The 13,370-nt window shown below is 70.0% G+C and carries 12 protein-coding genes; 1 reads left to right on the top strand and 11 read right to left on the bottom strand.

The features are described 5' to 3' along the window. The 5 genes from GTY56_RS17995 to GTY56_RS17975 all read right to left on the bottom strand — a co-directional run bounded on the left by GTY56_RS17995 (position 1) and on the right by GTY56_RS17975 (position 4,372). Positions 1-846, bottom strand: coding sequence for an ABC transporter permease subunit (locus GTY56_RS17995; protein WP_161366378.1), 846 nt, complete (start codon positions 844-846; stop codon positions 1-3). After that, positions 843-1,844 (bottom strand): carbohydrate ABC transporter permease, encoded by a 1,002-nt coding sequence (locus GTY56_RS17990; RefSeq protein WP_161366401.1) that lies wholly within the window; start codon positions 1,842-1,844, stop codon positions 843-845. The genes GTY56_RS17995 and GTY56_RS17990 overlap by 4 nt, the downstream gene beginning before the upstream one ends. Positions 1,845-1,984: 140 nt before the next feature. Then, positions 1,985-3,283 (bottom strand): extracellular solute-binding protein, encoded by a 1,299-nt coding sequence (locus tag GTY56_RS17985; RefSeq protein ID WP_161366377.1) that lies wholly within the window; start codon positions 3,281-3,283, stop codon positions 1,985-1,987. A gap of 211 nt (positions 3,284-3,494) precedes the next feature. Continuing rightward, positions 3,495-3,770 (bottom strand): DUF3039 domain-containing protein, encoded by a 276-nt coding sequence (locus GTY56_RS17980; protein WP_033308193.1) that lies wholly within the window; start codon positions 3,768-3,770, stop codon positions 3,495-3,497. A 29-nt stretch (positions 3,771-3,799) separates the two neighbouring features. Then, entirely contained in the window at positions 3,800-4,372 is a 573-nt protein-coding gene (locus GTY56_RS17975; protein WP_161366400.1) for a YqgE/AlgH family protein, read from the bottom strand. A 252-nt stretch (positions 4,373-4,624) separates the two neighbouring features. Between GTY56_RS17975 and murA the strand changes: the two genes are divergently transcribed. Next, positions 4,625-5,965, top strand: coding sequence for a UDP-N-acetylglucosamine 1-carboxyvinyltransferase (gene murA / locus GTY56_RS17970; protein ID WP_033308195.1), 1,341 nt, complete (start codon positions 4,625-4,627; stop codon positions 5,963-5,965). Between the two features lie 102 nt (positions 5,966-6,067). Here murA and GTY56_RS17965 read toward each other — a convergent pair whose 3' ends face one another. From GTY56_RS17965 to GTY56_RS17940, 6 genes are all read right to left on the bottom strand, one after another. After that, a complete protein-coding gene (locus tag GTY56_RS17965; protein WP_003990598.1) occupies positions 6,068-6,349 on the bottom strand; it encodes an HU family DNA-binding protein in 282 nt (93 codons plus the stop codon). Positions 6,350-6,679: 330 nt separating this feature from the next. Continuing rightward, complete coding sequence (locus GTY56_RS17960; RefSeq protein ID WP_161366376.1) at positions 6,680-8,113, bottom strand: NAD-dependent malic enzyme; 1,434 nt, start codon at positions 8,111-8,113, stop codon at positions 6,680-6,682. Between the two features lie 330 nt (positions 8,114-8,443). Further along, on the bottom strand, positions 8,444-10,741 hold the full coding sequence (locus GTY56_RS17955) for a UvrD-helicase domain-containing protein (protein WP_161366375.1): 2,298 nt from the start codon (positions 10,739-10,741) through the stop codon (positions 8,444-8,446). Between the two features lie 125 nt (positions 10,742-10,866). Beyond that, positions 10,867-11,697, bottom strand: a complete 831-nt coding sequence (locus GTY56_RS17950) for an anti-sigma factor family protein (protein ID WP_272923376.1) — start codon at positions 11,695-11,697, stop codon at positions 10,867-10,869. Then, complete coding sequence (locus GTY56_RS17945) at positions 11,697-12,218, bottom strand: sigma-70 family RNA polymerase sigma factor (RefSeq protein WP_010039908.1); 522 nt, start codon at positions 12,216-12,218, stop codon at positions 11,697-11,699. Before GTY56_RS17945 ends, GTY56_RS17950 begins: the two co-directional genes overlap by 1 nt. 352 nt (positions 12,219-12,570) lie before the next feature. After that, positions 12,571-13,164: a CGNR zinc finger domain-containing protein gene (locus tag GTY56_RS17940; protein ID WP_161366373.1), complete on the bottom strand. Its 594-nt coding sequence runs from the start codon at positions 13,162-13,164 to the stop codon at positions 12,571-12,573. Positions 13,165-13,370: the final 206 nt, after the last annotated feature.

Here is a 13,370-nt window from a genome sequence, read left to right as displayed (position 1 = left end):
TCAGTCCTTCACCGCGCCGCCCAGCCCGGAGACCAGACGGCGCTGTACGAGTACGAAGAAGACCAGGACGGGGACCGTCATCACCGTGGAGGCGGCCATGACACCGCCCCAGTCCGGGTCGTCGGGCTTGTAGAAGACGAGCAGGGCCATCGGCAGCGTCGACTGCGAGGTGTCGCTGATGATGAACGACTTGGCGAACAGGAAGTCGTTCCATGCGGAGATGAACGAGAACACGCTGGTGGCCACGAGACCCGGCAGGACGAGGGGGAAAAGGATCTGCCAGAGGAATCGCGCCCTGCTCGCCCCGTCGATGTACGCGGCCTCCTCCAGGGCCTCCGGAACGGCTTTCACGAACCCCCTGAGCATCCAGATCGCGAAGGGCAGGGAGAAGGCGATGTGGGGCAGGATCAGCGAACCCAGGGTGTTCAGCTGACCGGCGTCCCGCATGAGGAAGAACAAGGGGATCGTCAGAGCTTCCACGGGCACCATCTGGGCCACCAGAAACATGATCAGAAGGGTGGTCCGGAGGCGGAAGCGGAATCGCGTGACGGCGGTCGCGGCGAGAAACGCGATGAGGGCCGAAGCGATCACGACACAGCCCGCCACGAGAAGGCTGTTGAGGAAGTAGCGGCCGAATTCCTGCTGCCCGAAGACGCGTCGGAAGGATTCCAGGGAGGGCGCGAGCGTCCACGGTCTGGGCTCGCTCGACTCGATCTCCCCGGCCGGCTTGAAGGCGCTGAGCACCATCCAGTAGAGGGGGAAGGCGACCACGACCGCGATCAGCAGGGCGGAGGCCTCGGCGGCCAGTCGGCCCGGGCGGCGCACTCGGGCGCGGAGCGGATTCACAGCTCCTCCCCCTGCCGGCGCAGCAGCCGCAGGTACACCAGCGTGACGGCGAGCAGGATCAGCAGCATGACGACGCCGATCGCGGAGCCGAGGCCGTACTGCGAGGACGCGAAGGCCTGCTGGTAGGCGTAGACGTTGAGGACCAGGTTCTGGCCGGCGATGCCGCCGCCGTTGGTCATGACGTAGATCTGGGTGAAGACCTTGAAGTCCCAGATGACCGACTGGATGGTGACGACGACCAGGATCGGCCGGAGCATCGGGGCGAGTACGGAGCGCCAGATGCGCCACTGCGAGGCACCGTCGAGGGAGGCGGCCTCCAGTACGTCGACGGGTACGGCGCGGATCCCCGCATACACGGTCACCATCACGAACGGGAAGGAGCACCAGACCACTTCGAGCAGGACGAGGAAGAACGCGCTGAAGCGGCCGTACGTCCACGAGTGGTCGCCGAGGCCCAGCATCCGGTTGACGGGGCCGAAGTCCGGGTCGAAGAGGAACAGCCAGACGGTCGAGCCGGTCACCGCCGGGGTCGCCCACGCGCCCAGCGCGGCCAGCATCAGCGCGAGCCTCGGCAGGGCCCGCACCCGCGTGAGGAGCACGGCCAGGGCGCAGCCGACCACGAGGGTGGAGACGACACAGGCCGCCGCGAACAGCACGGTGGCGAGCAGCACCTGCCAGAACTGCGGGTCCCCGAACAGCTCGGCGTAGTTCCCGAACCCCTCGAAGCTGGTTGGCTCACCACCGCTGACCTGAGCCTGGGTGTACTGGAAGAAGGAGATCAGCCCGAGCTGGTAGATCGGGTAGACGAGCAGCCCCCCGAGCACGCCGAGCGCGGGCGCGAGGTACAGCCAGGGGGTCCAGCCACCGGACACGAGCGGGGACGCACGTCCGGATGCCGAAGCGCCCGACGGCCGGCTCTCGTGCGGTGGCCGTGCGGCACGCGCCCGGGCCGCCCCCGCCCCGGCGTCTTCCCCGGCAGGGGTTTCACCCGCGTCCACGCCGGTGCCGACCGCATCGCCGGCGGCCGGTCCGCCCCCGGCCGAAGCACCTCCGGCCTTCAACGGGCCGATTCCCTCCGCCGCACCCCCGGCTCCGGCACCGTCGGTGTCCGTCGTCTCCGCGTGGTCGTTCACCCGGCTCACCCCGCGGAGCCGAACGCGGCGTTCATCTTCTTCGCGGCGTCGCCGGAGGCCTGCGTGACGTCCTTCTTGCCGCTGATGACCTCCTGGAACATCGTCGGCAGGACGAGGGAGGAGTCGATCTGGGCCCAGGCGGGTGACGCGGGGACGAACTTGGTGCCGGCGGCAAGGGTCCGCACGAAGGGCTTCACGAACGGCTCCTGCCGGGCGGCCTGCTGGCGGACGTCCGTGAAGGTCGGCAGGAAGCCCATCGCCTCGAAGAGTTCGCTCTGCGTCTTCTTGGAGGCGAGCTGCTCCATCAACTCAACGGCGAGCGTGCGGTGCGAGGTGCTCTTCAGGACGCCGATGTTGTTGCCGCCCGCGAAGGCCGGCGCGATCGAGCCGGCCTTCACGCCGGGCAGCGGGACGACGGCGTACTTGCCCTTGACCTTCCCGGCCTCGACGGCGGTGTGGCTGAAGTCGCCGCCGATGGCCATGCCGGCCTTGCCCGCGGCGAACGCGGAGATCGTGTCGTTGCCGCCCATGCCCGCACACTTGGCGGCCGGGCAGTTGTCGTCGCCGAACAGGGACGTGTAGGCCTTGATGCCCTTGCGTGCATCGGGGCTGTCGATGCCGGACGCGTACGAGCCGCCCTTGCCGCTCGCGATCTCACCGCCGACCGCCCACACGAACGGCATCGCGCCGTAGGTGTAGGCGCCGCCGACGACCAGCCCGTACAGCTCGGGCTTCGCGGCGCGTATCTCGCGGGCGGTGGAGGCGAGTTCGTCCATGGTCTTCGGGACGGACAGGCCGAGCTCCTTGAAGACGTCCGTGCGGTAGTAGAGCGCGCGGACGCCGACGTAGAAGGGGGCGCCGTAGAGCTTGCCGTCCACCGTCACCGACTGTCTGGCCGTCGGGTCGGTGTCCTTCGCCTCGCTCCAGTCGCCGAACTCCTGCGTGACGTCGAGGAGTCCGCCGTCCTTCACGTAGCCGGCCGTGTCGGTGTTGCCGTACTCCATCACGTCGGGCGCGGAGGCGGGGTCGTTGAAGGCGGCCTTGACGCGCTGGGCGCGGGTGTCGACCGGGATGTACTCGACGTCGACCTTCGCGCCCTTGTGGGCCTTCTCGAAGCCGGCGACGACGGAGTCGACGACCTTCTCCTTGGGGGCGTTGCCGACCTCCTGGAAGAGCCACACGCGCAGCGTGCCGGTCTTCTCGTCCTTGCCGGAGGAGGAGTTCGAGGAGGTCTGGGGCGCGCACCCGGCGGCGAGGAGAGCGGCGAGCGCGGTTAGCCCGGCACATCGGACGGACAGCTTCATGGAGTGCTCCTCCGAGAGAGTGTTGCAACATGCGCAATGAAGGTTTCGCTGTGCACAACACATCGGAGGCTAGGGACTGCATGAACACGCCCACAAGAGGTCTCAACCACTCTGTGACCGGCAGACGCACCCCGTGCAACGCCCGGACAGCACAAAAGCCCCCAGGGCGCGCAAAACGCGCCCTGGGGGCTTCACGCCCCGCGGGCAGGGCCTACTTGTCGCCCTTGTCGTCGTCCCCGGAGCTCATGGACTCGTAGATCTCCTTGCACATGGGACACACGGGGTACTTCTTCGGGTCGCGGCCGGGCACCCAGACCTTGCCGCACAGCGCCACGACGGGGGTACCGTCGAGGGCGCTCGCCATGATCTTGTCCTTCTGGACGTAATGGGCGAAGCGCTCGTGGTCACCGTCACCGTGGGAGGTCTGCGGCGTCGGCTCAACGAGGGTCCCCGTACCAGTCCCGCGCTCGGGCTCGAGAGTGCTCATAGGGCCAAGGGTACTGAAGCTCACACCCATCAGTTGAGCGAAGGGTCGTCCGGGTACGTCGCGACCATCGCCAGCTCGCTGCGCTGGCGGCGCAGCACCTCGCGCCAGAGCCGCTCGGGAGCCGGGGACGAGACGTCGCCGGGCTCCGACTCGACGACGTACCACGCGCCGTCCACCAGCTCGTCCTCCAGCTGGCCCGGGCCCCAGCCGGCGTACCCGGCGAAGATGCGCAGGGAGCCGAGGGCCGAGGCCAGCAGCTCCGGCGGGGCCTCCAGGTCGACCAGGCCGATCGCGCCGTGCACCCGGCGCCAGCCCAGCGGGCCGGCCTCGCCGGACGCGCCGCCGGGAACGACCGCGACCCCGAGGGCCGAGTCCAGCGACACCGGACCGCCCTGGAACACGACACCCGGTTCCACGGCGAGATCCCCCCACCCCTCCAGGATGTCGCCCACGTCCACCGGGGTGGGGCGGTTCAGGACGACACCGAGGGAGCCCTCCTCGTCGTGGTCGAGGAGCAGCACCACCGCGCGGTCGAAGTTGGGGTCCGCCAGGGCGGGGGTGGCCACGAGCAACCGCCCTGTGAGCGAGGACACCTCGGTCATGGCAGACATGATCCCGCATTCTCCCTTCGCTTGGGGAGGCAATGCGGCACAGGGAGGGAACGCAGCTCAGGGCGCACTGATGCGCCCCACGCGCACGAAACCGGCCGTGACCCCACGTGCCCGGCACGGAACGGTTCGTGTTGTGACGAAGCTATGACGTGGCTGGGTCTCACTCAGGCTTACAGAAGGGGGGTGGTGGGCGATTACCCTTTCCCTCCTGGCCCCTGCCCGACTCCACGGAACGCGAGATTCATGACCGTCAACGACGATGTCCTGCTTGTCCACGGCGGAACCCCGCTGGAGGGCGAGATCCGTGTCCGCGGTGCGAAGAACCTCGTACCGAAGGCCATGGTGGCGGCGCTGCTGGGCAGCGCTCCGAGCCGACTGCGCAATGTTCCGGACATCCGCGACGTTCGGGTCGTACGGGGTCTGCTGCAGCTGCACGGTGTGACGGTCCGTCCGGGTGACGAGCCCGGCGAACTGGTGATGGACCCGACGCGCGTGGAGAGCGCCAACGTCGCTGACATCGATGCCCACGCCGGTTCCAGCCGTATCCCGATCCTGTTCTGCGGCCCGCTGCTGCACCGCCTCGGCCATGCCTTCATCCCCGGCCTCGGCGGCTGCGACATCGGCGGCCGGCCCATCGACTTCCACTTCGACGTGCTGCGCCAGTTCGGCGCCCGCATCGAGAAGCGGGACGACGGCCAGTACCTGGAGGCGCCGCAGCGGCTGCGCGGCACGAAGATCCGGCTGCCGTACCCGTCCGTGGGCGCGACCGAGCAGGTGCTGCTGACGGCCGTCCTCGCGGAGGGCGTCACCGAGCTGTCCAACGCGGCCGTCGAGCCGGAGATCGAGGACCTCATCTGCGTGCTGCAGAAGATGGGCGCGATCATCGCGATGGACACCGACCGGACGATCCGGATCACCGGTGTCGACAAGCTCGGCGGCTACACCCACCACGCCCTGTCGGACCGGCTGGAGGCCGCGTCCTGGGCGTCGGCGGCGCTGGCGACCGAGGGCAACATCTACGTCCGCGGCGCGCAGCAGCGCTCGATGATGACGTTCCTGAACACCTACCGGAAGGTGGGCGGGGCCTTCGAGATCGACGACGAGGGCATCCGCTTCTGGCACCCCGGCGGGCAGCTGAAGTCCATCGCGCTGGAGACGGACGTCCACCCGGGCTTCCAGACGGACTGGCAGCAGCCGCTGGTGGTGGCGCTGACGCAGGCCACGGGCCTGTCCATCGTCCACGAGACGGTCTACGAGTCCCGGCTCGGCTTCACGTCCGCGCTGAACCAGATGGGCGCGCACATCCAGCTCTACCGCGAGTGCCTGGGCGGCTCCGACTGCCGCTTCGGCCAGCGCAACTTCCTCCACTCGGCGGTCGTCTCGGGCCCGACGAGGCTCCAGGGCGCGGATCTCGTCATCCCCGACCTGCGGGGCGGCTTCTCGTACCTCATCGCGGCGCTGGCGGCCCAGGGCACGTCCCGGGTCCACGGCATCGGCCTGATCAACCGCGGCTACGAGAACTTCATGGAGAAGCTCATGGAGCTCGGCGCGAAGGTGGAGCTGCCGGGCAAGGCGCTCGGGTAGTCCTCACGAAGACGCCCAAAGGGGCGGCCACCCGGTTCGGGTGGCCGCCCCTTTGATGTCCCTCACTGTGGTTCGCACACCGCCGGCGTGCGAACGGCAGGGTTACTTGCCCTTGGCCGCTTCCTTGAGCTTCGAGCCCGCGGAGACCTTCACGCTGTAGCCGGCGGGGATCTGGATGGGCTCGCCGGTCTGCGGGTTGCGGGCGGTGCGAGCGGCACGGTGGGTGCGCTCGAAGGTCAGGAAGCCGGGGATGGTGACCTTCTCGTCGCCCTTGGAGACGATGTCGCCGACGACGTCGGCGAACGCGGCCAGCACGGCGTCGGCGTCCTTGCGGGTCACCTCGGCGCGGTCGGCCAGCGCGGCCACCAGCTCACTGCGGTTCATGTTGTTACTCCCGTGTTCATCTTGCCGTTGAGGCGTCAGATCGAAGCCGATGCTGCCAGGGTCCTCGATGAGTCCCCGGACCCGGGTCCGTCGTCAGACCCTCGCGCCCAGGGACGCATCCTGCCCCTACCTGCGGCGGGAAAGCCAATCCGGCACCCGCTGGAGTCGTGAGAACACCCTTGGGGAGTCACACGAAAAGAGGGCCTGAGCCTGGCGCCACGATAGCTGCGCTGCTGACAGGGTTCTTGCGACGCGCCGGGTTCCGGGCCGCCGTGGGGTTACTCACAGTCCGGTGCCGGGCCCCGTCGGGGGCCCGGCCCGGCCTGGGCCTCAGACCCCGGACGGGCTGCCCGCCGTCGCGCCGACGGCCTTGGCGGCCTCCCGCACGGCGCCGGCGACCGCGCCCGCGACCTTGTCGTTGAAGACGCTCGGGATGATGTAGTTCGGGTTCAGCTCGTCCTCGGTCACCACGTCCGCGAGGGCCGTCGCGGCGGCCAGCATCATCTCGGTGTTGACCGTACGGGACTGCGCGTCCAGCAGGCCGCGGAAGACACCCGGGAAGACCAGCACGTTGTTGATCTGGTTCGGGAAGTCCGAGCGGCCGGTGGCGACAACGGCCGCGGTCTGGCGGGCGATTGCCGGGTCGACCTCGGGGTCGGGGTTCGCAAGCGCGAACACGATGGCGCCGTCGGCCATGGCGGCCACGTCGTCGCCGTCGAGGACGTTCGGGGCGGAGACGCCGATGAAGACGTCGGCGCCGCGCACGGCCTCCTTGAGCGTGCCCGTGAGGCCCTCGGGGTTGGTGTTGTCGGCGATCCAGCGCAGCGCCGAGTCCGGGGCGGCGTCCACGAGGTCCTCGCGGCCCGCGTGCACGACGCCGTGGATGTCGGCGACGACGGCGTTCTTCACGCCCGCGGCGAGCAGCAGCTTCAGGATGGCCGTACCGGCCGCGCCGGCGCCGGACATGACGACCCGGATGTTCTCCATGGCCTTGCCGGCGACGCGAAGTGCGTTGGTGAGCGCGGCGAGGACCACGATCGCGGTGCCGTGCTGGTCGTCGTGGAAGACGGGGATGTCCAGGGCCTCGCGCAGCCGGGCCTCGATCTCGAAGCAGCGCGGGGCGGAGATGTCCTCCAGGTTGATGCCCGCGAAGCCGGGGGCGATCGCCTTGACGATCTCGACGATCGCGTCGGTGTCCTGGGTGTCGAGGCAGATCGGCCAGGCGTCGATGCCGGCGAACCGCTTGAAGAGGGCCGCCTTGCCCTCCATGACGGGCAGCGCGGCCTTCGGGCCGATGTTGCCCAGGCCCAGCACGGCGGAGCCGTCCGTCACGACCGCAACGGAGTTGCGCTTGATGGTGAGGCGGCGGGCGTCCTCGGGGTTCTCGGCGATCGCCATGCAGACGCGGGCGACGCCCGGCGTGTAGACCATGGACAGGTCGTCACGGTTGCGGATGGGGTGCTTGGACGCCATCTCGATCTTGCCGCCGAGGTGCATGAGGAAGGTCCGGTCCGAGACCTTGCCCAGGGTGACGCCCTCGATGCCGCGGAGTTCCTCGACGATCTCGTCCGCGTGCGCGGTCGACGTGGCCGCGATGGTGACGTCGATACGGAGCTTCTCGTGACCGGACGCGGTGACGTCGAGGCCGGTCACCGAGCCTCCGGAGGACTCCACGGCGGTGGTGAGCTGCGAGACGGCGGTTCCGCTCGCGGGCACCTCCAGCCGGACCGTCATCGAGTAGGAGACGCTGGGCGCCGTTGCCATGGCCGACTTCCTCTGCTTTCACCTGACGCTGAGTTGTGCCGTCCGATCGTCGCACCTACCGCTGAGTAGCAGGTAGCCGCCCTCGATTGCGAACTTTTTGTTCGCGGAATGGGGCAGCAAAAGAGACCCACGTCACGCGGACGTGGGTCTCTTCTCAGTCAGGTGGCACCGACCCGCCATGCTCGCCTCGCGGCAAGTGGTCGCTCGTAGCGACGAAGGTTGGGCCCGGGGGCTTGGATCGGGCCGGTGCCACATCCAGGCTAACAAACAGATCCCGTAAGGCCATTCCCGTACCGGGAGTTCATTTCGCCGGCAAGTGGGTAACCCGGCTCAGTCCCTGAGCAGGTCCGGGATTCCCACCCCGTCGGGCTCGTCCCGCTCGGCCGAGACGACCGTGAGCTGCTGGGTGGCCCGGGTCAGCGCGACGTAGAGGACGCGCAGGCCGGCCGGGGACTCGTCGGCGATCTCCGCCGGGGAGACCACGACCGTCGCGTCGTACTCCAGACCCTTCGCCTCCAGGCTGCCGAGCGCCACGACCCGGTCGCCGAGGCCGGCCAGCCAGCGGCGGGCCTCCTCGCGGCGCTGCATGGCGACGACCACACCGACCGTGCCGTCGACACGCTCCAGCAGCCGGGCCGCCTCGTCGCGGACGGTCGCGCCCAGCGTGTCCTCCACGACGGTGAAGCGGGGTTCCACGCCGGTGGAGCGGACCGCCTTCGGTGACACGGAGCCGGGCATGGCGAGGGCGAGGACCTTCGCGGCCAGGTCGGCGATCTCGGCCGGGTTGCGGTAGTTCACCGTGAGTTCGAAGCGCCGGCGGGGGCGGGTGCCGAGGGCCTCGTCACGGGCCTGGGCCGCCTCGTCCGGGTCGGACCAGGAGGACTGGGCCGGGTCGCCGACGACCGTCCAGGTGGCGTGCCGGCCACGGCGGCCGACCATGCGCCACTGCATCGGGGTGAGGTCCTGGGCCTCGTCGACGATGACGTGGGCGTACTCGACGCGTTCCTGCGCGAGGCGTTCGGCGCGCTCGCGCTGCGACTCCTCGCGCACCGGCATCAGCTCCTCCAGGCCGGTGAGCTGGTCGAGCGGGTCGAGTTCGCGTTTCCTGCGAGGGCGGGCCGGAGCGCCGAGGACGGCCTGGAGCTCGTCGAGCAGGGCGATGTCGTGCACCGAGCGGCCCTCGCGCTTGAGGGAACGGGCGACCTTGCGGACCTCGCCGGGGTTGAGGATCCGGCGGGCCCAGCGGCCGAGGCGCCGTTCGTCGGCCATGGCGTCCAGGACCACAGCCGGGGTCAGCTCCGGCCACCAGGCGTCGAGGAAGGCGATGAAGGCGTCCTCGGAGGTGATGTCCTCGTCGAAGGAGGAGCGCAGCTCGGCCGCGAGCTCCGGGTCGCTGTGCCGGCCGGCCGCGCCGGACCGCTCCCACAGGGCGTCCAGGAGGAGCTTGCGGGCGCGGGGGCGCAGCAGGTTCACGGGGGCGGTGCCGCCGAGGGCGGAGCGGCGGATGCCGTCCAGCTCCCGGGCCTCCAGTTCCAGGCGGCGGCCGAAGGCGACCACGCGCAGCCGCTCCGGCGGATCGTTCAGCTCCAGGGCGCCGCGCGCGGCCTTACGCAGCACCTTGAGCATGCGCGAGGAGCCCTTGGCGCGGGCCACGGACGGGGAGTCGTAGAGCGTGGCCTCGCTGCCCTCGACCAGGGAGCCGATGGCGCGGATGGCGACCTGGCCCTCCTCGCCGAGGGAGGGCAGCACACCCTCGGTGTAGGCGACGAGCAGCGGGGTCGGCGAGACGATCAGGATGCCGCCCGCGTACCGGCGCCGGTCCTGGTAGAGGAGGTAGGCGGCGCGGTGCAGGGCGACGGCGGTCTTGCCGGTGCCGGGACCGCCCTCGACGTACGTCACGGAGGCGGCGGGGGCGCGGATGACCAGGTCCTGCTCGGCCTGGATGGAGGCGACGATGTCGCGCATGGTGTGGCTGCGGGCCTGGCCGAGCGCGGCCATCAGGGCGCCGTCGCCGATGACGGGCAGCTCACCGCCGTCGAGGTACGCCGTCAGCTCGGGACGCATCAGGTCGTCCTCGACGCCCAGCACCCGGCGGCCCTTGGAGCGGATGACGCGGCGGCGGACGACCCGGCCGGGGTCGACCGGGGTGGAGCGGTAGAAGGGGGCGGCGGCCGGGGCACGCCAGTCGATGACCAGCGGCGCGTAGTCCTGGTCGAGGACGCCGATGCGGCCGATGTGCAGGGTCTCGGCGATGTCGGCGGTGTTGTCGGGGCGCACGGCGCCCTCCGCCGGCTCGATGGCGGTGTACGCCCCGTCGGGGCCCTTCTTGCCGTCCTTGCCGGTCAGCAGGTCGATCCGGCCGAAGAGGAAGTCCTCGAACTCGTTGTTGAGCCGGCTGAGGTGGATGCCCGCGCGGAAGACCTGCGCGTCCCGCTCGGCGAGTGCGCCGGGGGTGCCGACCTGCCCGCGCCGGGCCGCGTCCTGCATCAGGAACTCCGCCTCGTGGATCTTCTCCTCAAGGCGCCGGTACACCCGGTCGAGGTGTTCCTGTTCGACGCCGATCTCCCGGTCACGAACCGAATCGTGCACCGAACCGACCGCGTCTTGTCTGTGAGCCTGAGCGGCCACCGGGCCCCCTTCTGACGTGCTGGGCAGCCGTCAACCGTACGCGAAGGGGACCCCTGGAAGCTACGGGCCGGCGGCAGGCGCGGGATCTGTTGCCCCCATGGCGCCCGCCGTACGGCCGAACAGTCCTATGCGTCGACCTCGACGAGCCGCTTGCCGTCGAAGGTGACGACCTCGAAGTGGTCGATCTCGTTCGGCTCGAAGGCGGCGCCGCCCTGGACGTACAGGGGCTCCTTGGCCTTGTCGGACTTGGCGTCCGGCAGGCCGTAGCCCCACTCCGGGACGGACCAGGAGGAGAGGGTCTCGCGCTCGCCGTTCTTGCCGACCGCGACGAGGGCGCACTTCAGCGGGCCCTTGACGTTCTTCAGCTCCAGGACCATGCCCGTGCCCCAGTCCTTCTTCTGGACGGCGACGGTGGCGGAGACCTTGGTGTTCGGGTCGGTGGCGCTGATCTTGTCGGAGATGCCGTCGAAGGCGGCCTTGGCGGGGCTGGCCGCGAGCGGGCGGTTCTCCGCGCCGTCACCGCCGTCGCCGCCGTTGGTCGCGACCGCGACGAACGGGCCGCCGATGATCAGCGCGCCGGCCGCGGCCACCATGTAGAGGCTGCGGCGGCGCTTCTGGGCGCGGCGGTCGGCGACCTCGTCGACCAGCTTCTCCACCAGGCGCGGCCGTGGCTTCGCGGACAGGGAATCGCCGATCGCGGGTGTGCTGCCGGAGCCGGGGAGGTCGGCGAGGGCCGCGAGCATCGGCTCCATGCCGGCCAGTTCGTCGAGCTGCTGGGCGCACCATTCGCAGGTGGCGAGGTGGGCTTCGAAGGCGGTCGCTTCGGCGTCGTCGAGGATGCCGAGGGCGTAGGCGCCGACGGTCTCGTGCTCGTTCGGCACCGGAGATTCCTGCATGGGGCCAGACATACCCATGCCTCCCGTACCGAACCCTTGGTTACCCCCGTAAACACTCATCACGCCGTCACCCCCCGCTCCTCCAGTGCCAGCTTCATCGAACGCAGGGCGTAGAACACCCTGGAGCGGACGGTGCCGCTGGGTATGCCCAGGGTCTCGGCCGCCTCATTGACGGTACGCCCCTTGAAATACGTCTCGACGAGCACCTCCCGGTGGGCGGGCGTCAGGTCGTCGAGTGCGTCCGAGAGAGTCATCAGCCACAGCGCCTTGTCGATCTCGTCCTCCGCGGGGATGACCTCCAGCGGCGACGGGTCGACCTCCTGCGGCCGGGCCTGCCGGCTGCGGTGGCCGTCGATGACGATGCGCCGGGCGACCGTCACCAGCCAGGGGCGTACCGATCCGGTCGCTCTGTTGAGCTGACCGGCGTTCTTCCAGGCACGGATGAGCGTCTCCTGGACGACGTCCTCGGCGCGCTGCCGGTCGCCGGCGACCAGGCGCAGGACGTATGCCAGCAGGGGTCCGGCGTGTTCGCGATAGAGCGCACGCATCAGCTCCTCATCGGGTTCCGAGGGCTGGGACATGCGATGTCGGGCCCTCGGTGCACGTTCATTGGCCACGACGGAATCCTTGCGCACGCCCACCTCCGGTGTCCGGGGGTTCCCCCAGTCGGTCGCTCCACAAGCCGTACGGACGCGAGCCGTTGGGTGTTCAAAGAGACGTGACAGATTTCTTCGGGATGACGTGACGAGCTGGACATGGGGTTACATTCCCACCCCGCGTTCTTTACATTTCCGCCACATCGGCAACTTCGAGCCAGCCCTTCCCTACGGTGGCGTAGGTAAACGGCATGTAATCGAAATCACTTCGACAGCGCGGTCGCAGAAGTCGCATTTAGGACACGGAAATTGAGTGCACGGACCACTCAATTCCGTTTCAGGCGCGGGAGAGTGCCGCGCGGCGACGGTGCCGGGCGACCCTTTCGCGGTTCCCGCAGATCTCACTGGAGCACCAGCGCCTCCTGCGGCCCCGGGAGGTGTCGAGGTACACGATGGGGCAGTTGTCGCCTTCGCACTGGCGCAGGGCCGCGCGGGCGACGGGGTCGGTCAGCAGGTCCACGGCGTCCCGGGCGACGACCGCGAGCAGGGCGGCGCAGCCGGGCGGGCCGTCCAACCGCCGCAGGAGCCGGCCGTCTTCGCCGCGGACCGCGCGCGGGGCCGGGGGCGCGGTGCGGGCCAGGTCGTTGACGCGGGCGAGGGCGAGGTCGTACGTCGCGACGCCGGGTCTCGGCCGGCAGCGGACCAACCGGTCGATCTGGGAGCGCAGTTCACGGAAGGCGAGCAGCCAGCCGGTGTCCGCGTGGGTCAGGGGGGTGTCCGCCGGGACGAGTCCGGAGCCGGTGATCCAGGCGCGCAACACGTCCACGGAGTCGAGCCGCTCCTCCGGGTGCGTGGTGGAGAGCAGGTCCAGGCAGGCCCGCCCGGCGTCGAAGCGCAGTTCGTAGGGGGCCGTGGCCGTACCCAGTGCCATGTGCCTGTCACCGCCTAGGGGTTCACCCCGGTCGCGAGGGCTTGGGTGAGACGCCAGTGAGAGGGCCGGTAAACCGCTCCCTCTTACAGTGCCTGCCCGCTACGACGCCGGAAACCCCTCGCACACGGCTCGTCGCGTCGGCCACCCGAAGGGACGCGGGTTCAGGCCGGGCCGGGGCAACAGACCAGGCTCCGCGGGGCCACCGT

The organism is Streptomyces sp. SID5643, assembly GCF_009872555.1.
GTDB lineage: Bacteria > Actinomycetota > Actinomycetes > Streptomycetales > Streptomycetaceae > Streptomyces > Streptomyces iakyrus.
The sequence above is the reverse complement of the archived record's forward strand: the minus strand, read 5'-3'. Positions and strand labels throughout refer to the sequence as shown.